This is a genomic window from Alkalitalea saponilacus, assembly GCF_900168165.1.
GTDB classification, from domain to species: domain Bacteria; phylum Bacteroidota; class Bacteroidia; order Bacteroidales; family Marinilabiliaceae; genus Natronoflexus; species Natronoflexus saponilacus.
Genome location: NZ_FUYV01000002.1, coordinates 334,106 through 359,795 on the forward strand (window position 1 = coordinate 334,106; position 25,690 = coordinate 359,795).

The window sequence follows — 25,690 nt, forward strand, 5'->3', positions numbered from 1 at the left end:
AAATATCAAAACATCTAACTAAAGCAAATGTATAAGTTTAATGCACATTTAACAAATATCGTGCAAATAGGAAAAACCCTTTGGTTTTCTAAGTATAATTTGCGCTAAACTTTGAATTTACTGATATTTGATAATAAATAACCATCATCAGATGTTTATTCATTGTGTGGATTTTTATCAACAACAGCCGGGTTAAAACAAGAACCACCTTAATGCTGAAGTTTCGTTTCATAATAATTCTGTTAGCCAACATGTTGTGCATAAATGCACAACATGATGCCAGGCATCCTGTAATCAGCGGTTATGTAAAAGATGTTTTAACAGGTGAAGTCCTTCCCGGCGCAACCATCCTTATAAAAGAGATCTCTACAGGCACTTCAACCAATGCATACGGATACTTTTCGTTATCAGTTCCTGCTGGAAATCACAACATTCAAATTGCGTTTGTGGGTTACGAATCTCTGGAAAAGGAGATCGATATAATCAGGGATATAAGAATCAATCCGGCCTTGACACCGCGTACTGAGCAGATTGGAGAAATTGAAATACTTTCATCAACCCGTGATGACCTAAGACGAAATCCTATTATGGGAACTGAAACTCTGGATGCTTTAACCATCAACTCAACCCCCGTTATTTTTGGTGAGTCAGATCCATTGAAAACTCTCCAGCTATTGCCTGGCATATCAGCAACAAGCGAAGGTTCAACTTCCTTATCTGTGCGGGGCGGCGATCCGGATCAAAATCTGATATTACTTGATGAAGCGACTGTTTATAACGCGGGACACCTTCTGGGATTTTTCTCCATATTTAATAATGATGCAATAAAAGAAGTAACCACTTATAAGGGGGATCTTCCTGCCTATGCAGGAGGGAGAATAGCCTCACTGGTAGATGTTCGAAGCAGAGACGGGAACATGAACCAAATGGCCGGCATCGCCGGCATTGGTATCATTTCAAGCAGATTGATGCTGGAAGGCCCTGTCATTGAAAATAAAGCATCATTTCTTACAAGTGCGAGGAGAACATACCTTGACATGTTTCTACCCCTTGCCAACGATGAAGAGATCAAAGACAACAGCCTATACTTCTATGATCTGAACCTTAAACTCAACTATATTGCCGATGACAACAACCGCATCTTTTTGAGCACATACCTCGGAAGAGATGTTTTTTCAAATGATCTTGCGAAAATGAATTTTGGGAACAAAGCTGCCTCACTCCGATGGAGCAGAGTATTTAACCCTCGCTTGTTTGGAAACCTCTCGTTAATAACCAGTAGGTATGACTACTTCCTGGGAAGTTCGGGCGATGAATTCCAGAGGATTACATGGAAATCTAAATTAAATGATTATAGTTTAAAATACGATTTCACTTATTACGCATCTTCTGAAAGTCAGTGGAGTTTTGGAATACAATCAACCTTTCGGAATATTAAACCAGCCATTATTACCAGTCCCAATGAGGAGGCATTTATTACCGATCTTCGGGTTCCTGACTCAAATTCATTAGAAAATGCCTTATACATCAGTCATTCGCATCAAATCAGCGATTATATATCCCTAAGGTATGGTTTAAGATATTCATTATTTCAAAACATCGGAGGTGGGCAAACCTTTAGTTTGGATGACGAGTTTAGAGTTTTAGATACACTAATACACACAGGTGGAAAAATATTTAACTCATATTCAGGTCTGGAGCCCCGGTTAGGAATTTCGTATTTAATATCTCCAAATTTAACACTAAAAGGGAGCTACACAAACAGCCGCCAATACCTTCATCTTGCAACCAACTCCTCATCATCCACTCCTCTGGATGTATGGTTCACAAGTTCTCCCAATATTAAACCCCAAATAGGACATCAGTTCTCTACCGGATTTTTTTATTCAAATTTGTCGGGGATATGGAATCATTCGTTGGAGGTTTATATAAAACACAACAAAAATGCTATTGACTTTAAGGATCATCCTGATTTGCTTGTTAACGAAGCCCTTGAAGCCGAAGTGCGACCGGGGAAAGCACGCTCTCGTGGAATTGAGTGGATGAGTCGGTATTCAGGAACTCAAGTTTCAGGATGGTTATCATATACATTTTCCAGGGCGGAGAGGTATAGCCAGTGGATAAATAGTGGAAATTGGTATTTATCACCATATGACCGCACTCATGATTTTTCAATTGTTTTGATGTATAACCTAAATGAAAGACTTAACATATCAGGAAACTGGGTTTACTTTACTGGTGCTCCTGTAACCATGCCAGTTGGGCGATATAGTTTTCAGAGCGGGGTGGTGCCCATTTACTCTGACAGAAATGCTGAACGGATGCCTGATTATCATCGGATGGATATATCGGTTACTTTACGAAACAGAAAGCAACCAGACAGACCATGGCAAAGTGAATGGAACTTTTCAGTATATAACCTTTACGGCAGAAAAAATGCCTGGCTCATTAACTTTACAGGCGATGAATATGTGAAACCAGGTTATAGATATGCTGAAATGACCTATCTGTTCTCAATAATCCCATCCATTGCCTATACCATTAAATTCTAGTAACATGCAACATATCAACATCATTTTTATCACACTGTTCATATCATTCCTGTGGGGTTGTACCGAAGTTATAGATCTGGAACTCAAAACTGCTCCTGAACGTTTGGTGGTTGATGCAATCATTACAAATGAGGACGAGTTACAGATTGTATTCCTATCAAAATCAATGGCCTATTTCAACGAAAATGAGCCTGAGCCCGTAACTGGGGCCCAAGTTTCAATTGGCTATAAGGATTTAATGATTGAATTAAGGGAATCCATTGAGCATCCTGGATATTACTTTACTGAACCATATAACCTGAATCTGCAGCCGGGAACAACATATACGCTTCATATTACTACTAATGCAGAAAAAGGAGACCATCCTGAGTATTACACTGCTTCCAGCACCATGCCCAATAATATTAGTTTAGACTCCATACAGATGCAACTTCATGAAATTCTTGATGTTTGGCAAGTCCTAGCATGGTTTCAAGATTCTCCAAACCTTAGCAATTACTATATGTTTAGACTGAAAAAAAACGACTATTTATTTACCTCAAGGCCCAAAGACTGGACAGTTACAAATAACACATTCTTTCGTGGAAAATATGTTAATGGATTGTGGGTGCAATCAATCAGCGCCGATCCTGCAAGAAACATAATGAACGAAGGAGATAAGATAATCTTGGCTATGAACTCCATTACAGAAGAATTCTATAACTTTATAGTAGCACTACAGAGGGAAAATACTATAAGTAGCCCTTTATTTGGAGGGCCTCCTGCCAATACTCCTGGAAATATTAGCAATGGAGCTTTTGGTATTTTCACTACCATGATGGTGGATACATTAAGCCTTTATTACGACCCTCTTCTGCATGATTAATGCAATTTTGAACCAATTATATTGAAAAATTCTCCCCTGGTTGCCATATTTTTCAAAAATGCTCCGGTAAAATCACTGGTGGTAGTTACTGAGTGTTGTTTTTGTACACCACGCATCTGCATACACATGTGCTGCGCTTCAATCACCACTGCAACTCCAAGGGGGTTAAGCGTGCTATCAATGCACTCCTTTATTTGAGTGGTAAGCCGTTCCTGCACCTGCAACCTGCGGGCAAAGGCTTCTACTACCCGGGCCACTTTACTCAAACCGGTGATATGATGACGCGGGATGTATGCAACATGAGCTTTTCCAAAAAAAGGAAGAAGGTGATGCTCACATAAAGAGTAAAGCTCTATATCCTTTACAACCACCATCTGTTGATAATCTTCACGAAACATTGCCGAGCGAATAATATCTTCCGGCGACATATTATAACCCTGAGTTAAAAACTGCATGGCCTTTGCTACCCGTAGTGGAGTTTTCTCCAACCCTTCACGAGAAGTATCTTCTCCCAATAGTTCTAACGACTCCTTATATACTTCAGATAATCGTTGCGTGGTCTCATCGTCATACGACTCCTTCTTGATATATCCATTATCTCCATTCAAAGTAAATTCCATGACATTCCTTTTTAAAATGTTTACATCCCTACTGTCAAAATATCCTAAGTGGCAGTGCTTTAAGATGTGCCTTCTGAAAAACCATCACTAAGTGATATCAAGGTGCAAAAATATTCAATTAATTTGTTTTACAAACCAGCATATATCTTTAAACAAACATTAAAGCGTTTTGATCACAACAAAATGCTATATTTTTATTCATGCAGGCCAGAAAAAACACACAACAGATATTACACTAACAATCTTCACATTAAAAAGACAAATAATTAATTTAGCAACCAATTAAAATTAAAAAATCCGCAATATTGCGGATTTTTTATCTGAAAATATTGCAATGTTCTTAATCACAACTCTAATATGAGTTCATCCAACGGCCTTTTGGGGACATAATGAATTCCATTTTCATCTCGATAATATTTAATATCGCCATCTTTAGATGTTTCAATTACAACCTTCTCCTTCGGTTTACCCAAAGCGACAACCTGAATTATTTTAAAATGCTTTGGTATTTTTAAATCCTTTTGAAGTTTTAAACGCTCAATAGAACCTACAATACAGCCTGCAAGCCCTTTTTCTGTTGCCCCCAATAGAATGGACTGCGCTGCAATACCTTCATCGCAAAAATAGTTGTCAGAAATCCGGGTATCACTCAACATCATCAGGTAAGCGGGTGGACGTTCACCCTTTTCGGGGCCATCCCAATCCTTAAGATATCCTGCCCAGGCTAAATGTGGAAAAATTAGTTGATTTTTTTCCGGTGTGTTGGATATAATATATTTAATTGTTTGAGCATTGCGTGCAGATGGCGATAATCGCGCCAAATCAATCAACTCCATCAAAACCTCTCTGGATACAGGCTCATTCTCAAAAAACCGGCGACAACTGCGGCTTCGTAAAACAAGATCTTTTAAATTACTCATAACATAAATGATTTAGGAGTTTAACCTGTTGATACATTTTTGAAAATTAAAAGCGACTTTCGATCACTTTCCAATCTATTAAATCCCATAATTTCTCAATGTATTCCGGTCGTTTATTCTGATAATCGAGATAATAGGCATGTTCCCATACATCGCATGTCAAAAGAGGAGTTAATCCTTTACACATAGGATTTCCGGCATTGCTCTCCTGCACAATTTCAAGTTTCCCTTCCTTGTTTTTAACAAGCCAGGCCCAACCACTACCAAATAGTGTTGCTGCCGCATCGGCAAATTTTACTTTGAAGTGCTCGAAAGATCCAAAAGCACTATTAAGGGCACTCGCCAATTCTCCGGAAGGTTCTCCTCCACCTTTAGGTGAAAACGACGAAAAATAAAATGTGTGATTCCAAACTTGTGCAGCATTGTTAAAAATCCCTCCTTGTGATGACTTTACGATGGTTTCAATGTCTGCATTTTCAAATTCAGTACCTTTAATCAGGCCGTTTAGTTTGTCAACGTAAGTTTGATGATGCTTACCATAGTGAAATTCCAATGTCTTTTTTGAGATGACAGGTTCTAAAGCATCAAGCGTGTAAGGCAATTCGGGCAATTTAAATGTCATGGCTGATAGTTTTTGGTTATTTGTTACGTTTTGTAACAAATTTAACCAAAAACCGGAGAATTCAAAGAAATCGGACAAGAAATCGACATATGCTATTGTGCACAAAAAACTCCCTGAAAAGGGAGTTATTAGTTCTGCCTACACCATCAGCCATGATTCGGTAGTCATCTCAAGTCCACACATCTACAACACATGAACTAATTTCCTTTCCAGAGAGTCTCTTGTTTCTAATGTCTTAATTCTACTTGTATCAGCCTTTGAAACGGCTTGCCACCTCGTCCCAGTTCACCACGTTCCAGAATGCCTGGATATAGTCGGGACGACGGTTTTGATATTTAAGATAATAAGCATGTTCCCATACATCCATTCCTAAAATGGGCGTACCTTTTACTTCGGCAACATCCATTAAAGGGTTATCCTGATTTGGGGATGAAGTGACAACCAGTTTACCGGAAGCATCCTTCACAAGCCAGGCCCAACCTGATCCAAAGCGGGTTGCACCAGCCTTTGAGAACTCCTCTTTGAACTTGTCAAATGAGCCAAAATCTTTTTCAATGGCAGCCAACAAGTCGCCTGCAGGCTGTCCACCTCCATTGGCACCGATCACTTTCCAGAATAGAGAGTGATTGTAATGTCCTCCGCCATTGTTTCTAACGGCGGGGCTCAACTTGGATATGCCTTTAAATAGCTCTTCCAAAGTTTTTCCGGCTTCTGCTGTTCCGTCGATGGCCGCATTCAGGTTGTTTACGTACGCAGCATGGTGCTTGCTATGGTGTATCTCCATTGTAGCTGCATCAATGTGCGGTTCCAATGATTTGTAATCGTAGTCGAGTTTTGGTAATTCGAAAGCCATAATTCTATTTTTTTTATTGATTAAACAATCTTGTTTTTATTTAGTCTGTTTAATAATTAAACATAGCGAACACAAAAAAGTTCAATACTGGTATACTTTTTAACCACATAAGGCACATAAGTTTTTTTACCAAACACGGCTTATAAGGGAAGAATAAAACGAGAAAAATATTATAGACGCAGGAGGTGGCATATGTGGATAGCTGGGAAGCACCAAAGCCGCAAATGTGCAATTCGTATTACGTAGTATTTTTAACCACAAAGTGCAAAAAGAAGACACGAAGATTTTCTTTTTAAACCATATAAGGCATACAAGAATTAAATGCAGCTAATAAAATTGCCACTGGAGTTGTGGAATTAAACGCACGGCAGTTTACACAAAAAAGGGCGCAAAGAAAATCTTTGAGCCCTTTGAACTATCCTCTGAGATCTCTGTGGCTAAAACGAACCACACGATGCACCAAAAATCCTTTAATCAAGTTTTAAAACAGCCAGAAACGCTTTTTGCGGAACTTCCACGTTACCCACCTGCTTCATACGTTTTTTCCCTTTTTTCTGTTTCTCCAGAAGTTTACGTTTACGGGAGATATCACCTCCGTAACACTTTGCTGTAACGTCTTTACGCAAAGCCTTCACTGTTTCTCTTGAAATAATTTTAGAACCAATCGCGGCTTGTATTGCCACATCAAATTGTTGGCGAGGAATGAGCTCCTTCAATTTCTCACACATCCGTTTACCCATTCCATAGGCATTGTCGAAATGCGTAAGAGCCGAAAGGGCATCCACGTTTTCACCGTTAAGCAGAATATCCAGTTTTACCAGTTTCGATAATCGAAAACCTGTTGTATGATAATCAAAGGATGCGTACCCCTTGGATATACTTTTTAGCTTATCGTAAAAATCAAATACAATTTCGGCCAATGGCATGTCAAAAACCAGCTCCACGCGGTCGGTGGTGAGGTAGTGTTGCTTAACCAACTCCCCTCTTTTTCCAAGACAAAGACTCATTAGGTTTCCAATATAATCGGAGTGGCTAATGATTTGCGCACTAATGTAAGGCTCTTCCACATATTCTATGAGTCCGGGATCCGGAAGTCCGGATGGGTTATGTACCTCGATCTTTTCACCTTTTTTGGTATAGGCCAGGTATGGAACGTTTGGTACCGTGGTTATCACATCCATGTTAAACTCCCTGTCCAATCGTTCCTGAACAATTTCCATGTGGAGCAAGCCCAGGAAACCACAACGAAATCCGAAGCCCAAAGCAGCAGATGATTCGGGTTGAAAGGTCAATGAGGCATCGTTTAACTGAAGCTTTTCAATGGAAGCACGCAAGTCTTCATAATCTTCGGTATCGATGGGATAAACTCCGGCAAACACCATGGGTTTCACCTCTTCAAATCCGGCGATGGCTTTATCACATGGACGTTTTACGTGGGTGATGGTATCACCCACTTTTACCTCTTTACTGGTTTTTATTCCGGATATGATGTACCCAACATCACCAGTTTTTAACTCGCCGCGAGGAACCAGGTCTAAACCTAAAATTCCAACCTCATCGGCATAATATTCTTTTCCTGTATTAACAAATTTTACGAGATCTCCCTTTTTGATTGAACCATTTACCACCTTGAAATAAGCAATGATTCCTCTGAAGGAATTAAAAACCGAATCAAAAATCAGTCCCTGTAAAGGAGCCTCAGGTTCACCTTTAGGAGCCGGTACTGCATGCACAATGGTTTCGAGTATATTCTCAATCCCCATCCCTGTTTTACCGCTTGCATGAATGATTTCGCTTCTGTCGCAGCCAATGAGGTCAATAATCTGATCTTCCACCTCCTCTGGCATGGCGTTGGGCATATCCATTTTATTCAGAATGGGAATAATGGTCAAATCATGATCAACCGCCTGGTATAAATTACTGATGGTTTGAGCCTGAATACCCTGAGTTGCATCAACAATAAGCAAAGCTCCTTCGCATGCAGCGATAGCACGGGAAACTTCATAAGCAAAGTCAACGTGCCCCGGAGTATCGATTAAATTAAATGTATAGTTTTCATTGTTATGCTCGTACTTCATTTGTATGGCCTTACTTTTTATGGTAATACCACGCTCCCTTTCCAAATCCATGCTGTCAAGGGTTTGCTCTAGCAAATCCTTCCCTGAAACAGTCTTTGTAAATTCGAGCAGACGATCTGCCAAAGTACTCTTCCCATGATCAATATGGGCTATTATGCAAAAATTTCGAATGTTCTTCATCTGTAAAAAATGGTTTCTTCCTCGTATCAAATAACTTGATTATCAAACCTCCCCCTTTAAATTTTATAAAAATTTAAAGTGCTGCAAATATATTGATTTCCAACGAAATTTCAATAAAACTGATGAACCAAAAAAGGGACTGTCTAACGGACAGTCCCTTGAATATATATTGGAGAAATGTATGATGCGGTTTATTACATCATTCCTGGCATTCCACCTCCCATACCACCTGGCATTGCAGGTGCTGGGTTGTCTTCTTTCTTCTCTACCAAAACACACTCGGTAGTCAGGAACATACCTGCAATTGAAGCCGCATTTTCCAAAGCTACACGTGTTACTTTAGCAGGATCAATAACTCCTGTTTTATAGAAGTTCTGATACTCGTCCACTCGGGCATTGTATCCGAAATCATCTTTTCCTTCGCGAACTTTTTGTACTACTACTGCACCCTCTTTTCCAGCGTTGAAAACGATCTGACGCAATGGCTCTTCGATGGCACGTTTAATAATTTCGATACCAGTTGTTTCATCTTCGGTTTCACCTTTAAGGTTTTCCAAAGAAGCAATGGCACGGATATAAGCAACTCCACCACCAGGAACAATTCCTTCTTCCACAGCAGCGCGGGTTGCGCTTAATGCATCATCCACGCGGTCTTTTTTCTCTTTCATTTCAACCTCAGAGGCAGCACCAATGTAAAGAACGGCAACTCCACCTGCGATTTTCGCCAAACGCTCCTGTAGTTTCTCACGATCATAGTCAGAAGTAGTGTTAGCAATCTGAGCTTTGATTTGTGAAGCACGGGCGTCAATGGCATCTTTATCACCACTACCATTTACAATGGTTGTGTTTTCTTTATCGATGGTAATTTTTTCAGCGGTACCCAACATTTCAAGAGTGGTATTCTCTAGCTTCAATCCAACCTCTTCTGATATAACGGTTCCACCAGTAAGCACTGCAAGATCCTGCAACATCTCTTTGCGACGGTCGCCAAATCCTGGAGCTTTAACAGCTGCCACCTTTAATGATCCTCTCAAACGGTTAACTACCAAAGTAGCCAATGCTTCTCCATCAACATCTTCAGCAATAATTAACAAAGGACGACCAGACTGAGCAGTTTGCTCAAGTACAGGCAACATGTCCTTCATCGTACTAATTTTTTTGTCGTGAATCAGAATATATGGATTCTCTAATTCTGCTTCCATTTTCTCAGTATTGGTAACAAAATATGGAGAAATATAACCACGATCGAATTGCATACCTTCAACCACCTCAACGGTTGTTTCGGTTCCCTTGGCTTCCTCAACAGTAATAACACCTTCGCGTCCAACTTTTTCCATTGCTTCAGCAATCAGGCGGCCTATTTTCTCTTCATTATTGGCAGAAATTCTGGCTACCTGCTCAATTTTGCTATTGTCGTCGCCAATTTCGTGTGCCTGAGCTCTAATGCTCTCAACCACTTTTTCAACTGCGATATCAATTCCTCTTTTAAGCTCCATTGGATTGGCACCGGCAGTAACGTTTTTAAGACCAACGTTAATAATAGATTGAGCCAATACAGTAGCAGTGGTGGTTCCGTCTCCGGCATCGTCACCTGTTTTAGAAGCTACCTCTTTTACCATTTGAGCACCCATGTTGGCATAGATGTCATCCAAATCGATCTCTTTGGCAACCGTTACACCATCTTTGGTAATCATTGGTGAGCCAAATTTTTTGTCGATTACAACGTTACGACCTTTGGGTCCCAATGTCACTTTTACTGCATTCGCCAATGCGTCAACGCCTGTTTTTAGGAGTTCACGGGCTTCTATATCAAATTTAATTTCTTTAGCCATTTTTATTCGTCTTTAATGTTATTTGATTTAACTTAAGCAATGTATAAAATGTCACTTTGCGAAATCAAAAGAAAGTCTTCGCCATCGATGTTTAACTCAGTACCTGCATACTTTCCGTACAATACCTGATCACCCGCTTTAACTTCCATCGCTTCGTCTTTTTTTGCAGCGCCCACAAGCACCACTTCACCTTTTAACGGCTTCTCCTTTGCAGAGTCGGGAATGATAATACCACTTGAAGTTTTTTCTTCAGCTGCCTGAGGTTTTACTAAAACCTTACCGGCCAGAATTTTTCCTTTTAAAGTTGACATTTCTAATAATATTTAATCGTTAAACATTTTTATTGTATTTACGGCATCTCTTGTTTCACAAAACATGCCAAAGCAAAAACCGGCTCTCACGAGCCGGTTTCACTGTCATTATTGCACTTATGGGTTTTATATCTTTTAACACTCCCAGAAACTTTGCCCATCTGCTATCATCATAAAAACAAGGGCTTAAACACTAATTTTCTACACGTTACACAATCTTAGATGTATAAAAAAGGGGAGTCTGACAGCAAAAAAAAGAGTGTCAGTAAAACTGACACTCTGACACTTTCTTTCTATTATTAGATACTTATTCTTCAATATCCAGGTCAAAATCCTGAACATTATCAGCGTCCTCATCAGGAATAGGAAAAGCAGGTGTTCCTGTTGGAGTAGGCGGAACAAAATTTTGCATCTGCTCATCTATTACAGATTGGCGCCCCAACTGCTCTCTGGGTAATACCATTACCGAAACAAAAGTAAAAAAGAGCAGCGCTATAGCCAGCGTCCAGGTAGCCTTTTCCAGAAAATCGGTTGTTTTACGAACGCCCATTACCTGATTGGAGGCTTGAAAATTTGAGGCCAAACCGCCTCCTTTGGAATTCTGTACCAAAACAATTAAGATCAACAGAATACTGGCCAGAATCACCAAAACCGATACAAATGCATACATATCTTTAACTTATTACTGATTATTAATTTCTTCTTCCAACTCTTTGATTCGACGTGCAAAGTAAATGTTTTTTTCGGGATATTTCAAACTCAATTGCTTGAATATGTCAATTGCCTTCAAAAAATGTTTCTGACGAATATAGATATTTGCCAGTGTTTCCGTCATTAAATCATTGCTTTCCTGAAGACTTCTCAATGAAAAATCCTTTGGATTTTCTTTCTTTTGCTCCTCCTCCGAAATTTTTATCCGTCGCCTGTCACCTTGCTGCAAAAAACTGTCGATTAATGCCATTTTTTTATCTTTCTTCTCTTCCGGCATTTCTTCTTCCTGATACTGCTCTCCTTTTACAACCGGTTGATGACGCAAAACATTCAACCATTCGGAGAAAGACCGGGATTCATCCAGACTGACCTGCTCATTGCCACCGGGCAATTGATATTCCGACGCTACACCAGTTTCGAATCCTAGAAAATCTGCGCTTGGAAGAATGATGTTCTCAGGGTATGATTTGAACTCCTCCTCTTTTTTGTTGTTTAAACGTTCATCAGAGAAGTCAACCTGACTTCCTGATGATGTTTCATAAACATCATCTACGCTGAAATAGTCTTCCCCGATTGCAGCTGCCTGATCTTCATCTTTATCCGGGGATGGCGAAGCACTCTCCGGCTCAGCTTTCTGTAACACTTCCGTGGATACCAGCTCCTGAGATTCCTTTTCCGGCTCTACCAAATTGATAGGTTGAGAAATGTGGTTTATTAAACTGTATAACCGGGATCGGTCAGGAATATGAGCTGCAGCCAATTTCAATTCATTGTTGTAACGAATATGGTCGAGATTATGAAGATTCTTAACCCACAAGAGGCGACCAGCCTGGAAGAATGGATATTCTTCCAGCACTTCCCTAAGCTGCTCCAACGATTGTTCGTTGAGCACTGAAGGATTTTGCATAACATCTGTGAATTGTTGTCTGTTCATTATATTCTACCAATCAGAAAATGCTCGATTAAAAATATTTTCGGTTAATTGATCCACGATATCCCTTACCAGTTCTTCCTCAATGGAGTGGATGCTCCTTTCACTGGGGAAGTCCTGATGGGCGGAAAAGGTAGACTCCCAATTGGTCTGAGGACTTTTAAAGTTCCTGTATCGAACCCTAACGGTGACGGTAAGACGCGTTTCAGCCGAAACTGCATTGGCCTGAATGGCCATTGGTCTGATGTCGTACCCGGTTATTTCTCCTGAAAAATCCACATCTCCCATATCATCCCTGATAACCAACCGGGATTCACGGGTTATACGATCTTTCATGCCTTCGGTAAATGTTTGACTCAACAGCGGGTTAATGTTCATGGCTCTGTTCTCAAAAAATTGAACAGAAGCGGTTCTGACGTTATCCGGGACTGATGATCCCCGGAAAGTTACTCTGACTGAACAGCTCCCGGCAACCATCAACAGCAGAATGGCAAAGACCAATACAGGCCAGTTTAATCTTTTAACCCCTGATTCCATATTCCTTAATCTTTCTATATAATGTTCTTTCGGAGATACCCAACTCGTTGGCGGCATTCTTTCGTTTGCCTCCATGCTTCTCCAATGCTTTTTCTATCAACTCTATTTCCTTATCCTCCAATGAGAGGGATTCTTCAATGAACTCTTCGGTGTCTTCAATTTCATTTTCATCATGCTGATGCGGAGAAAATCCGGTGGGGGCTGCTGCCGGTGCAGCAGTTGGTTTTAACAACTCGCCCTCATTATCATACAAATTCCTGATTATTCTCGCATTATCTCCATGCAAACTCAGATCTCCGCCATGCTGGAGCATGTCCAAAACAAGCTTCTTAAGATCGTTCATATCCCGCCGCATATCAAACAACACCTTGTATAGAATCTCCCTCTCATTGCTGAAATCGTGATTTTTACCTTTCTCTGCTTCAACAATGGCTGGCAAATGCTCTCCTGCATGAGAAGGAAGGTACCTACGAAACACATCAGCTGTTAAGAGCCTTTGCTCCTCAATGACCGAAATCTGTTCAGTAATGTTTTTAAGTTGCCGGATATTTCCAGGCCAGCGATATTTTTCCAACAGCATGCGGGCTTCATCATCAAGGCGAATGGGCGGCATACGGTATCTGTCTGCAAAATCTGAAGAGAACTTCCTGAAAAGAAGATATACATCTTCAACCCTCTCACGTAAAGGAGGAATTTTAATCGGCACGCTGTTTAATCTGTAAAACAGATCCTCTCTGAATTTTCCGTCAGCAATGGCCTGCTCCAGATTTACATTTGTGGCAGCCACTACCCTCACATCGGTTTTAATGATTTTGGACGATCCAACACGGATAAATTCTCCTGTTTCGAGAACTCTTAACAACCGCACCTGTGTTGCCAGAGGCAATTCCCCTATTTCATCAAGAAAGATGGTCCCGCCATTGGACTCTTCAAAATATCCTTTACGATCGGACAAAGCACCCGTGAATGATCCTTTTTCATGACCAAACAGCTCTGAGTCAATAGTCCCTTCTGGAATTGCGCCGCAATTTACAGCGATATAAGCTCCATGCTTACGGGCACTGTGCTGATGGATGATTTGCGGAAAAACCTCTTTACCGGTTCCACTCTCTCCGGTTATAAGAACCGACAAATCAGTCGGGGCAACCTGAACGGCCACATCTATTGCACGGTTCAGCGCTTCCGAATTTCCGATAATTCCAAATCGTTGTTTAATTTGCTGTACATCTCTCATGATCTAACTGCAAAAATTTCAGGTTCGACTGACAAAGTTACAATTTCCCTGCTGATAATTAAATTCCCGAAGTTTTTTATTGCATTATTGTGCCAGAGAGAACCTGAAATTCACCCCAAAACTACTGGTTGTTATAGGATAACTGGTAGAAATATATGGCGAAGAGAGTTGACGGTCGTAAAATAACTGCATGTTAAACCGATCACTTAACACATAATCAGCTGTAAACTTCAAGGTTGTGATACGACTTCCTGCTGTCATCTGGTTTACGCCTTCTTCTATTCGGCGTATAATTGAGAAATTATCACGAATTGAAATATCCGCACGCAGATTTAAATCAGATGACATCTGACGTTGTCCTTCTCTTGAACCTAGAATGATATCCATTTTATCAAAACGATACCCCAAACCAATGACATACTCTTTCGAATAATTTTCGATGAGCTGATTGTTATTTAAGCTTAGGTTCAGAATCCTTCCATTTTTAATTTCAGCACGTGTGGACATGTTATTGAGCCATGTAATATTAAACTGAATAAGAGGGGTGAATTGCTCAGAGATTGACACTCCACTGATCTCATATTTGGGAATAAAATTTCCGGACTCATTACGAATAAAGCTAAACCCTTCTCTTAATGCCTCAATGCCATCATAGTCCATGTTTGTCATGAAGTTACCAACAGTATATGTTGAACGATAAGCATGACTAACATCAAATGACCGAATATACTTTTGAAACCATGGTATGCGCGACAAGCCGTCATACGTAACCCGCCAGTTAGGCCTCATAAATGCAATGGAGGGCATCGGATCAAGGAAAATATCTCCGGCTCTTTTTCCTGAATAGGCAGCTAAAAAGGCCGGGATCATCACTTGTTGGGAGGTCAGGCTATAACCATCTGCACCTGTGGAAACCTCATGGTCGGCATCTGGATATCCCGATGGATTATAAGGGCGCCCTTCCCATGGATTGTTTTGACCATCGACTGGATTAACAATCCCAACCCTCTTCTCACCCAAGCGATCAGCAATAATCTGACGATTCAATAAAAACTGCTCGAACACCTCAGATTCATAAACTCCTCTTTTGCCAACACTCTTAAATGATGTTCGATACACATTAAATGTCATAGAGAAGTTACCAGTCTCCCTGGTATTGAATGCACTAAATTGATTGTTTCTATGAAAATAATATTCCGACATGTTATTTGATTGCCTGTGATTGGCGTTCAAATCAATACGTAGACCTCTGATGGGCTCCAACATAGCTCTAATGGTCAAATCGTTGGTACTATTCATAGTATAAGGAGAATTCAGAGTTGAGTCAGTGGTCAACCATTCATTCTCTCCTGCCATCAATGCAAAATCACGATCTTGCCATCCCATCATAAAAGGAATGCCTGGTGCAGTAGAACCATAATAATTATGCGTTCCCATAAATCGTGACTCAGGCATATATCCTGGCAAAATTGTCCCATTGTTCTCTGTGTAAGTGATGGTTATGTTTCTCAGACTCGTCAATAATCTGAAAGAGTAATCCTTAAGTAGATCACCAAATGTTTTTTCATCAACTTTTTGCCCGGTAACCATTACTCTGGCGCTTGAAATATCCTGAGATGGTGTAAAAGTCATGTTATTAGCATCCAACACATTTTGTTCTCCCCTTACAGGGTGTCCATTTTCATTAAAAACTCGTACGGTAACATTGGAAGTCCCAAGTTGATGATTAATTGAGAATGGTTCTCCCTGTGTCATTTGCAAATTATGCTGCGTATACCTTACAGTTTCTCCTTGTTGCTGTTGTTGCTGTTGCTGTTGTCGCCCTGCCGGTCGGTTCAATTCCCGCAAATATGGAGACCTATTATAAAGTGTATTAAAATTAAGTTGAGTATTTGCCTGGATATTATTTGAATTCCTGATAATATTCCCCCATTCAAAATCATCACGGGGAATTGGACCCTGCTGCCAATTATACATGGCTCCGTAATTTAGTGTCGCCGAAGTCCAGTTCATATATGGTAGCTTATTGATGGGCAATGTGTAGCTAACATTAATGTTATGTTGATAATTGGTGGTACGACCCATGCTAAGAAGATTTGTCATCACTGAATCTCTCCACAGATCATATTCATCACGATACAGATCCTTATTTACGGGCCCATCCGGCTCATCAATTATGGCATTATTAGTTGTTCTGAAATCGACCGACAAAGCCCTGGTAAGATTATATCTCAGTTCAAAATACCGATTGAAATAAAAATCTTTATTCACACTAACCGGAATATGAAAGTTCGGATCAGAAATACTCCTAAGCTGCTCTTCCCTGTAACCTCGGGTAAGTTCCCAACGATAATTGACCTGCGTGGGAGCCAGATAAAAATTAAAATCCCTGATCAAACCTAATGCATCTCCGCTAACACTTGAAAAAGGTTCAATCGCTGATGGGCGGTTGACAAAGTTATAAGCCAAAATACCCCTGTAATTTCTGTCGTAAAAATATTGCGTATCAATATTTCTTCTGTAGGTTTCATTAAACGAATAGGTGGCACTCAGATTGGATGGACTATAAAAACTCACATCACTATCTTTAGGCTGGAGTCTTACATTTGTGAAGTTAAAACTTTTGCGGCGAACATAATCCTGAGAGACCTGCTTTATACTGTCTTTCTCAGCTCTCGTTTCGGCATTATTCAAAGCAACATCAAGCGGAATGTCAGGATCAAGCGGATAATACTCAGGTGTAGCCACCTGCTCACTGTAGCCCATATAAAAAGGTATGGTCATTCGGCTTTCAGGTCCAAGAAATTTACCTAACTCAAGAGATGTTGCAATATCGTATTGATAAAAATCTTCCTGACTGCGCTCTGTAACTCCCTGATCAATACTACCAAACCCAACAGTACTCATGGCCCCGGCAACCTGAACACTCCCCAGGTCAGCCAGACGAACATTCATCCGGCTGTTGGCAGCCCATCCTCCGCGATCATTAAATCCGGTCAATCGTAGCTCATTCATCCAGACTTCAGCAGTACGCTCTTCCAGGGCTCCATTTCGAACCCCAATCATCACAGTCCTCACATTCCCAAGGTTTGGATTTCCCTTTATTTTCAACCTGCTGTCAGGGTTCTCAGGATCAAACCATTCATAAATATCAGTAAGTCTCACCTCCGAACCTGCCATCCTCATCGCATCATTTCTCCGAAGTTTTATCTGCTGAAATAGATCAAGAGGAATGTTCATCCTGTTCTCTTCAGGCCATACAATGTAGCGGTGTGCTTCGGAACTGCTTCTGTAAAACCCGGGAGGAGTAAGTTTTAACGGAACTTCATATTCGTAATAGTTGTTTTGATAATCGGAACCAATGCGGATGAAAGCCCGCATTTCATTATCCTGCAAATGATATCCCTGTACCGCCTCGGCATGAATATCCATAACCAGATTGCGGTATTGCCGCATATCCATATTAATGGCTTTATAAACACCCCGTGCATCTCCACTAGCCAAATCTGTAACCCTCAGCGAGATAGACTGCTCGTTTAACTCTCTCACCGAGGGATTGGCCGGGTCAATGACCCGGCTGATTCCGGGTGGCAATATATAATTAACCGGCTCACGGTTTCCGTTTTCCTCAATATTAACCGCAGACACTTCAAATTGAGTACTGGGATTTGGAGTGACATTATCTGAAATTTCGAAAAGATCCCTGTCATATCTGCGCCATTCCGCACGAACCAGATCCAAGGTGGCAAAACGTAAAATAACCGTATCACTGAAATCATGAAGAAACATTCTCATAAACCGAACCGACCTTAAATCTCCGATTTCACCTATTCTGGCATCGGGAGAGTTAACAGGTACACGAAACTGGTACCACTTTATTGTTTCTGTGTTACCATTGCGCAATGTAACAGTTGATTCCACCACATCTGTGATATAATTCTCTCCTACATTCATGTCTTCGGGACGCAAACTAATCCTGTATTGAAAGTAATCTTCAGATTCGCTCAATGTATTATCACCATTGATATCTTCCGAATCAGGAATGGTCGTAGCTGCTGTACTGAACGACTCCCCTGAAAACTCTGTTGGACGGCTGTTCCCTTCAGGGTTATTGTAGTATTTATATCTTTCCAAAATACCGGCTTCATTCTCATCATGCTCACGTCCCCTGAAATATCTGAAATCATCAGAAGCAGGGTCGTTCATGATTCGGTTATATGCCTCTTCGGACAACTGTCCGGTATTGTACATATTCTCTATCTGATCCAAAAAGCCATTCCCTCCTCCGCGATAAAACTGACGTTCTCTTTCTGAACTCATCCCATTAAGACCCACATCCTGCATCATTCTGGTAGCTGGATCGTTGCTGAATGCATTGACCATGCTCTGCCTCCGTGGGACATACCCCCAGGCGGTAGAATCTACATCAAAAGGCTCGTCTCTTCCAGGAAGCCCCTGCTCAAAAAACTTCCGTCCATCCCGCAGAATATCCTCCGAAACATTTCCAAGGTTGATATAAAAATCTCCTCCCTCGTGGGTTCCATCATCATAAATAAAAGGATCCATCAACCAAAACTCAATGTGATCAATATTTGCGGCCTCAAAATCTGTATTCCCACTTATGGCGCGCATAATTCCACCCCATCGGCTGGCCGGATCATTCAAAAATCCGTCCCTGTCAATTCTGGTATCAAAATTATAAGGGCCTCGCTCCATTGGATAGTATGCCAGATTTAGAACTGAAATATTGGTTGGCTCGCCATAGGCAGTATTTCTGTTGGGAAAAATCTCTCTTTCAAACACCTCTCTTACGTAATGGTTCGACTGCGAATCGGGATCACGGCGTAAATGAGAGGGCGTCAGGTTGTTATTACGCAAAAAGAGGGGGTCGATTACGTACCAGGCAAGTCTGGCCCGATTATAGCCATAACTCAAATCATTCATTCGCTCTGCCTCAGGAAACAGATCTTGCCCCTGCGGAGTACTGGCCAGACGCCAGGCGTGCCAATGCTTCATGTCAATGGGTATCTTAGTTCCCTCAAAATCGTCAATATAGGATGTGCCCTGACGATCGATGACATTTGGGTGCCCGGGAATAAGGTGTGCAAATTCCGCCTCAAATGAGATAGATGATGGTGCTGTGGTTTGAATCATGGGTAATCTGTTAACCAATGAGGTTAACAGATTTGACTCCCGATAGAATGAAGTATTTAATCCCCAAATGGTGTTTGCTATGGGTTCATTTCCATAAGCCACTTTTTGTGTAAGAGGACGCTCCCTCAAGTGCATCACGGTAGCACCCACGTTAAAGTCTTCCGTAAACCGATAATCGAGATGTGTTCCGATCAAGGTTTTAGTCTGGAGATTAAATAGTGACTGACTCTCCAGGGAAACCTGTATGGGGGTTCCCGATTCCATTAACCCCTGGTTCAGAATCCGGATACGCCCAGATGTGTAATCAACAGAATAATCAACATTCTCTGTAAGTCTGCGACCTCCGGCAGTTACAACTACAGATCCGCGTGGAATATTAAAAGCATTGAGCGATATCTCAGCTCCAGCTGATGATTTAAAAGATCCCCGGATTCTGTACTTATTTTTCTCTGCTATCTGTGCGGCAACTGTTCGGGTTGAATCATATAGTTCCTGAAAAACATATCGGTTACGAACATCCTGAGGTGCTCCGGCAAGTTTTTCATCCATATGTGAACCAAATGGTTCCAGCACAGGAAATATAACTCGCCCCTGCGCAGGAATGATCGTATAACCCGGAACAAAGTCAAATGTTCCGTCTGGAGTAGGTTCCAAACGGGAGTTCAAATTATCCAGCTCCATGATTGAGATAAAAAGCCTTCCATTTAGTGGATCTTCAGGAAAATAGTTCAGATAACTCCCAATGGAGTCATTCATATGAACAACATTCAGACGGAAATCATCCGGACTCACCTGAAAAGCTCCAATGGAGTAAACGTTTTTCATCATTAAATCCCAATATTTAAATCTGGGCGATAAGTTGGTTCCTTTAATCAGCTTTGCTATCAAAGAATTAGGAGCCTCTACTCCGGAGTTACTGAATTCTCCTACCCTGAAAACTTCTCCATTGTAAGTATATTCAAAGGCAACAGCCAGAATTTCATCTGCATTAAGCGCAGAATTGAGTGAAATGTATCCCAGACGACTGTTAAGAGAATATTCTGCCTCTGTCAACAGCCTTGCGTTTTCTATACGCTCAAAATCCCGTGTAGTGCGAAGCTCTTGAATATTGGATAAGGTGGTAGAGGCATTGTTGAAGTTGCGAATATCCCCTTCGGCTCCTGTACTCATTACTTCATAGAGGTTGTTAGCTCTGTTTGATGGCGGAACGTTAACATTTCCCTGCCACTTACTATTCGAGATGTTGGCCGCATTTTCTCCCAAATCGGTAAAGGCTACTACATTTCTTGATTGTTCAAAATTGCTGGTTCTGTTTGTGACCCAAACCTCTACTTTAGTGATATTAACCGGAGAGTTTACAACCGGAAGATTTTGCAAAGCCCTGTCATAATTATCTCTAAAAAAATGAGAAAGAAAGAAGTGTCTGTTTCGATCGTACTCATCGGCGCCAATATCAAACTCCTGAGTCTGTGCTCCCCCCTGGATATTCATTACCGAAGTTTCGCCTTTTTGCTGTGAAAAAACAGACGTAATGGTCAACTTTCCAAATTGCATCTCCGTTTTTACCCCAAACAGACTCTGACTTCCTGTTATCAGAGTACCGGGAAGAGGCATGGATACATTACCAGCTTCAATTGATTTTATGATGTCATCTTCGCCACCTTCGTATTCAAGATTGATCTGGTTTTCAAAGTCAAAAGTAGCTTCTGTATTGTAGTTTATTCCCAGCCTGAGCCTTTCGCCGATGTTCCCGCGGATGTTCATCTGAATTTTTTGCTGGAAATCGAAGGTGGTGGTTTGTCTCATTCTTTCCTGAAGGGTGGGGTTATCAATTTTCGTGCGGTTAACCCCCAACTGAAGTTCAGCAGTTCCTTGTGGCCGAATATTTATTACATTGCTCCCGAAAATACTTTCAAAAGCCTCCCCTCCGACCCTGATGTGTCCAAATCCGCGGTCGGCATCTCGATCCTGATCAATATTATTGCGCTCCCAATACTCCTGCATGGAACGACGCTTCTGATGGTTCTGATAATCTTCAAGTGACATGGTGTATGGCAGGCGCACAGGTACATTTCCTATTTTCCGGTACATGGTCACCATGCCGGTTGCGGGGTCATACTCGGCTGTATAATCAAGGTTGTCCGGATCCTGCAACCTGATTCTGTTTTGTCTTTCTGATCTGTGATCCTGTCTTACAGGCAAAGGAGTTATCCCGATCGGTTCCACAGGGTCATCGTCATAAGAAGCCGGGGTTTGCGGAGCCTCTAAAATGGGCTCATCGGGCTCTTCATCAACGGGAGGTTGCTCTTCGGTTTCGGGTACTTGAAAATAATCCCTGTCTGTTAAAGCTTCTACCAGATAATCATTGGCTCCGGCGAGCAAAAACAGAGAGGTTAAAAACGGCACAAGCAAACTATATGCAATCTTCTTTCTCAAATGAATTAAGGATTTTCACAGGTCTTTACTGAAATTTAAACAGTTACAACATTTTCAATGCCTGCTTTATTATTTGTTCCACCCGGCAGTCCGGTTGCGAAGATAAAATTTTATCAACCGCTTTTTGGGATGCAGCTTTTGCAAACCCTAACATTACTAATGCAGATAACGCTTCTTCACGAACCGTATTGTCCGAATCAGTAAATAATTTTTCATCGATGCTCTCTTTACCCAGTTTATCTTTTAAATCAACAATGACTCGCTGTGCGGTTTTAAGCCCAATGCCCTTTATGCCTTTCAGTTGGTTGGCATTTCCTGATAAAATAGAGACCTTTAGTTCATCGGGAGGAAGCGATGAAAGCATCATTCGGGCTGTGTTGGCTCCAATTCCTGAGACAGAAATAAGATGTCGGAAAAGTTCGCGTTCATCAATTGAATGGAAACCATATAGCGTATAGGCGTCCTCACGAATATTCTCATGAATATAAAGAGACGTTTCTTTCAGTTCCTTTAAGCAGGTATAAGTGGTCAGGGAAATATTGACAAAATATCCAAGTCCGTTGTTCTCGAGAACAACGTGTGCAGGACCACTTTCCACCACTTTTCCTGAAATAAATTCAAACATGGAGTTTCACTTTTTATAATTGCAGTTTTTTATCCTATAACCATCCTACCCTAAACCATACCACCCCTTTAACTTTTCTTCCCGGTTGTCCCCCACCCTTGAGCAGTTAAATCAATCTCTTCATCAGAGGAAGTAATCAGACGTCTCCCTTTTTCAGCATCTGCAACATATCCAATTGCGGTAATGCCCTCAGGGAATTGATTACCGATTTTTTCAAAATCGGAAAAGGAGATGGTAAAGAGCAGCTCATAATCTTCACCTCCGTTGAGTGCGGCCACCAGAGGATTAAAGTTCAGCTCATTGGCAGCCTTTAAGGTATTTTGATTTAAAGGAATCTTATTCTCATAAATATGGCAACCCACTTTTGCCGCCTCGCACATCAGCAAAGCTGATGTTGCCAAGCCCTCTTTTACAGACACCATGGAGGTGGGTGATATTTGATTTTTTCTGAAAAAATCAAATACCGTGAGAGGAACTTCAGGCTTCAACTGTCGTTTCAATACATAATCATTGTTACCAAAATCAGGCTCAGTCTCCGCCTTCCCCTTTAGAACCCGTTTTTCTCTTTCGAGCAGATGCAGCCCCATCAGAGCTCCTCCTAAATCACCTGACACACAAATCAAGTCGGTTGGGTTTGCTGTTTTGCGCAAAACGGTGTCTGATGGCTCAGCTGTGCCCGAAGAGGTCACTGAAATGGTCAATCCGGTTAACGATGCTGTTGGTCTGAATCCGGCCAAATCAATCCCATAAGTCTGACATGCCGATAACACTCCGTCAATTAGTTGATCGACCCGTTGAAAATCCATCTTATTACTGAGGCCAACACTCACATAAACCTGTTCAGGTTTTCCATTCATTGCATAAATATCCAAAATGGAGGCCACAACCGATTTATAACCCAAATGCTGAAGTGGATGATAAACCAGGTCGAAATGAATTCCCTCTAATAATAAAGTGTTGGTCATAATCTGCCGAGACGGCAGATCCAAAACAGAAGCATCATCTCCAATTCCCTGCAATGTTGAACCATTGATATGACGGACTTTCTCATTCACATAATTCACAAGTCCATAAATACCTAACTCCGATAAAGATTGCTCTTTTTTGGTCATCCTAAAAAAATAATATCTAATTAATCAACAGCTCCATTCTCATTTTAAGCAGAATGGAGCTGTAAATATACTGATGTTTTGCAAGGTAAATATTCAATTTGCGATTAAATTCTTTTTAATACTATATTCTCATTGCCTTTTTTTACGATTTCAGAATAGTAGGCTTTTAATCTTCCATAATCTCTCGCAGAATAAATGGCATGTTTAAACCAATATGAAAAAGAAACAACTAAGTCATCACCATTTTTATTTATATTATAGCTTATCTCAAAAAGATCATTGCTAAAATTCAAGTTGTCCGGCAATACTTCTATCTCATAACCTTCAGGAATCTTTAATGTTGACTTAAAAGTGCGCTTAGCAGTGTATACCATATCAATTGGATACGTCCTCTGATCCTGTTTTAAAGGGTTATCATTCATGACATAGCCAACAAAAGGTGAAATCATAACTCTGTCCTGTAAATCATCTGTTACAGCAAGAAATGAAAACCTGAGTTTCCAAGGCTGATCAATCGCCCACTGATTTTCTACTTCTATTGACGATTCATCAATTTCAAATTGGGAATTTTTCAATTGGCTCAATAAGTTGTTCTTGTCATCGCCATAATTAACCCGGTAATAAACCGCGTCAAACTCCGTCGCTGTTTTAGATGCATCGACGCTTAATCCAGACTCACTCAGAGACATATTGAAGACCAATGCTTTTTCCGAAGGCTTTTCAAATATCAGATCCACCCACTCTTCCTTGTCGGTATTTATTTTCAACCCTTTAAAATTGATACATTTTAAAGGGATGCGGTTATTTGGAACCATTCGGGAAGTTGCATCAGAAAGAATTGTTTCGCCATCAACGTTTGCAGAAATGATCACATAATTAAAGAAATGACTAAATGGATAATCATAATAGACCAATCCATGATCCCGTGTGCTGATTATTACAGGGTCTGCCTCAATCCCAACAGCTCTTAAAGCGCCGACTGCAAACAAATTAATATCTGCGCAGGATCCATGTCCGTCTCTAATTAAGTTCCGGGGAGTTTTTGTTGCAAACTTTCCATGAAAATTATTCCACCTAAAATGCTGTTTAACCTGATTCATTACATATTCAAAACGATCCTTCTCTGGCTTTTCAGAAACCGATTTTACATCCAAAATGCGCGAAGCGTCGCGCCTTGATCGATTTACATAGCGACCAAAATCAGGATGTTTCGACAAATCACTAATCATATCTGGCCATGTTGTTACTATCTGTTCTATTCGACCCGTTGGATAAATGATTTTTGATAGCTGAAAATTAATTTTTATAATATAATCATTGATGGACGAGATGAATTCTTCATCATTAAATGGAGGGAGATCTTTCATGACAAAATTATGAACCATGTCATTGTACTCTATTCCGGATAACTTTCTCTTGAATCTTCTGTCGACTCTTGATCTTGAGCTATGGAAGCTTCTGGCTCCCTGAAGAATGTACTGATACTCATAAAAAGGAACCGCTCTTAGTTCATATTCGCTGTACCTGACAGGTATCCTCCACTGAAATTCCCAATCCTTTAATCTGAATACATTTGGAGTCCGAACAATATATTTGTATTCAATTATTGACCCCACCCTAACATCCTGCAAAGCAAATTTTCTCTGACCCCAGTATTCATTTATTTCTTCATCAAAAATATTGGAGTCATCGATGGAAGACCGATTTATTAGATTATTGGTCAGATTGTATGTATTTCCAGAGATCTCAGAAACCCTCTCATTTGCAGAGCCCCCCTGATAATAGGGGATTTGAACATTTGCCCATTTAACTCCAGCTTCTGAGAGTATTTGAATACGGGTAACACGCTCAAATTCCACTTCAAAACCGGTTGAAGTCTGTACAAAAATTGATTTCCCAATATCGAAAAGCACCACTGCATCGGCATCTTCATCTTCACTTACAGTGTTAAAATCAGCAATGGTAATTGATCCGTAAGTTCCTGGTGATCCAACTGAGAGTAAATCAGATGCAAAACATGAATAAAAGAAAAGAACCAGAAGAAATAGTTTCATAATAGATTTAGTTTAGAGATTATTAAGGGTTTATTTTTTTAAAAACTATCTGACGATCAAAAC

Annotated in this window: 17 protein-coding genes; 2 read left to right on the top strand and 15 right to left on the bottom strand. The window is 40.7% G+C overall.

All coding sequences use genetic code 11. The features are described 5' to 3' along the window. Window positions 1-212 precede the first annotated feature (212 nt). Window positions 213-2,552: a TonB-dependent receptor gene (locus tag B5X70_RS03395; RefSeq protein ID WP_079556467.1), complete on the top strand. Its 2,340-nt coding sequence runs from the start codon at window positions 213-215 to the stop codon at window positions 2,550-2,552. Window positions 2,553-2,556: 4 nt separating this feature from the next. Beyond that, the gene (locus B5X70_RS03400) at window positions 2,557-3,417 is read left to right on the top strand and encodes a DUF4249 domain-containing protein (protein ID WP_079556468.1); all 861 of its coding nucleotides are present in this window, start codon (window positions 2,557-2,559) and stop codon (window positions 3,415-3,417) included. Here the strand turns inward: B5X70_RS03400 and folE are convergent. The 15 genes from folE to B5X70_RS03480 form a co-directional block, all read right to left on the bottom strand. Next, window positions 3,414-4,037 (bottom strand): GTP cyclohydrolase I FolE, encoded by a 624-nt coding sequence (gene folE / locus B5X70_RS03405; protein ID WP_079556469.1) that lies wholly within the window; start codon window positions 4,035-4,037, stop codon window positions 3,414-3,416. The genes B5X70_RS03400 and folE overlap by 4 nt on opposite strands. A gap of 344 nt (window positions 4,038-4,381) precedes the next feature. Beyond that, a complete protein-coding gene (locus B5X70_RS03410) occupies window positions 4,382-4,957 on the bottom strand; it encodes a nitroreductase family protein (protein WP_079556470.1) in 576 nt (191 codons plus the stop codon). A gap of 46 nt (window positions 4,958-5,003) precedes the next feature. Then, entirely contained in the window at window positions 5,004-5,579 is a 576-nt protein-coding gene (locus B5X70_RS03415) for a superoxide dismutase (RefSeq protein ID WP_079556471.1), read from the bottom strand. Window positions 5,580-5,829: 250 nt separating this feature from the next. Further along, window positions 5,830-6,432: a superoxide dismutase gene (locus B5X70_RS03425; RefSeq protein WP_079556473.1), complete on the bottom strand. Its 603-nt coding sequence runs from the start codon at window positions 6,430-6,432 to the stop codon at window positions 5,830-5,832. Window positions 6,433-6,902: 470 nt separating this feature from the next. After that, window positions 6,903-8,690: a translation elongation factor 4 gene (gene lepA, locus B5X70_RS03430; RefSeq protein WP_079556474.1), complete on the bottom strand. Its 1,788-nt coding sequence runs from the start codon at window positions 8,688-8,690 to the stop codon at window positions 6,903-6,905. A 194-nt stretch (window positions 8,691-8,884) separates the two neighbouring features. Continuing rightward, on the bottom strand, window positions 8,885-10,522 hold the full coding sequence (gene groL, locus B5X70_RS03435) for a chaperonin GroEL (protein WP_079556475.1): 1,638 nt from the start codon (window positions 10,520-10,522) through the stop codon (window positions 8,885-8,887). Between the two features lie 32 nt (window positions 10,523-10,554). Continuing rightward, window positions 10,555-10,833: a co-chaperone GroES gene (locus tag B5X70_RS03440; protein ID WP_079556476.1), complete on the bottom strand. Its 279-nt coding sequence runs from the start codon at window positions 10,831-10,833 to the stop codon at window positions 10,555-10,557. Between the two features lie 307 nt (window positions 10,834-11,140). Further along, complete coding sequence (gene secG, locus B5X70_RS03445) at window positions 11,141-11,503, bottom strand: preprotein translocase subunit SecG (RefSeq protein ID WP_079556477.1); 363 nt, start codon at window positions 11,501-11,503, stop codon at window positions 11,141-11,143. A gap of 12 nt (window positions 11,504-11,515) precedes the next feature. Next, the gene (locus B5X70_RS03450; protein ID WP_143255017.1) at window positions 11,516-12,451 is read right to left on the bottom strand and encodes a hypothetical protein; all 936 of its coding nucleotides are present in this window, start codon (window positions 12,449-12,451) and stop codon (window positions 11,516-11,518) included. A gap of 33 nt (window positions 12,452-12,484) precedes the next feature. Continuing rightward, on the bottom strand, window positions 12,485-13,012 hold the full coding sequence (locus B5X70_RS03455; RefSeq protein ID WP_079556479.1) for an LptE family protein: 528 nt from the start codon (window positions 13,010-13,012) through the stop codon (window positions 12,485-12,487). Continuing rightward, window positions 12,996-14,246, bottom strand: coding sequence for a sigma-54 interaction domain-containing protein (locus B5X70_RS03460; RefSeq protein ID WP_079556480.1), 1,251 nt, complete (start codon window positions 14,244-14,246; stop codon window positions 12,996-12,998). The genes B5X70_RS03455 and B5X70_RS03460 overlap by 17 nt, the downstream gene beginning before the upstream one ends. Before the next feature lie 84 nt (window positions 14,247-14,330). Continuing rightward, complete coding sequence (gene sov, locus B5X70_RS03465) at window positions 14,331-21,836, bottom strand: T9SS outer membrane translocon Sov/SprA (protein ID WP_232468284.1); 7,506 nt, start codon at window positions 21,834-21,836, stop codon at window positions 14,331-14,333. 43 nt (window positions 21,837-21,879) lie between these two features. Next, on the bottom strand, window positions 21,880-22,461 hold the full coding sequence (gene ruvA / locus B5X70_RS03470) for a Holliday junction branch migration protein RuvA (protein ID WP_079556481.1): 582 nt from the start codon (window positions 22,459-22,461) through the stop codon (window positions 21,880-21,882). Between the two features lie 68 nt (window positions 22,462-22,529). Then, complete coding sequence (gene thiL / locus B5X70_RS03475; protein ID WP_079556482.1) at window positions 22,530-23,573, bottom strand: thiamine-phosphate kinase; 1,044 nt, start codon at window positions 23,571-23,573, stop codon at window positions 22,530-22,532. Window positions 23,574-23,677: 104 nt separating this feature from the next. Then, window positions 23,678-25,627 (bottom strand): DUF3857 domain-containing protein, encoded by a 1,950-nt coding sequence (locus B5X70_RS03480; RefSeq protein WP_079556483.1) that lies wholly within the window; start codon window positions 25,625-25,627, stop codon window positions 23,678-23,680. Between the last annotated feature and the right edge of the window lie 63 nt (window positions 25,628-25,690).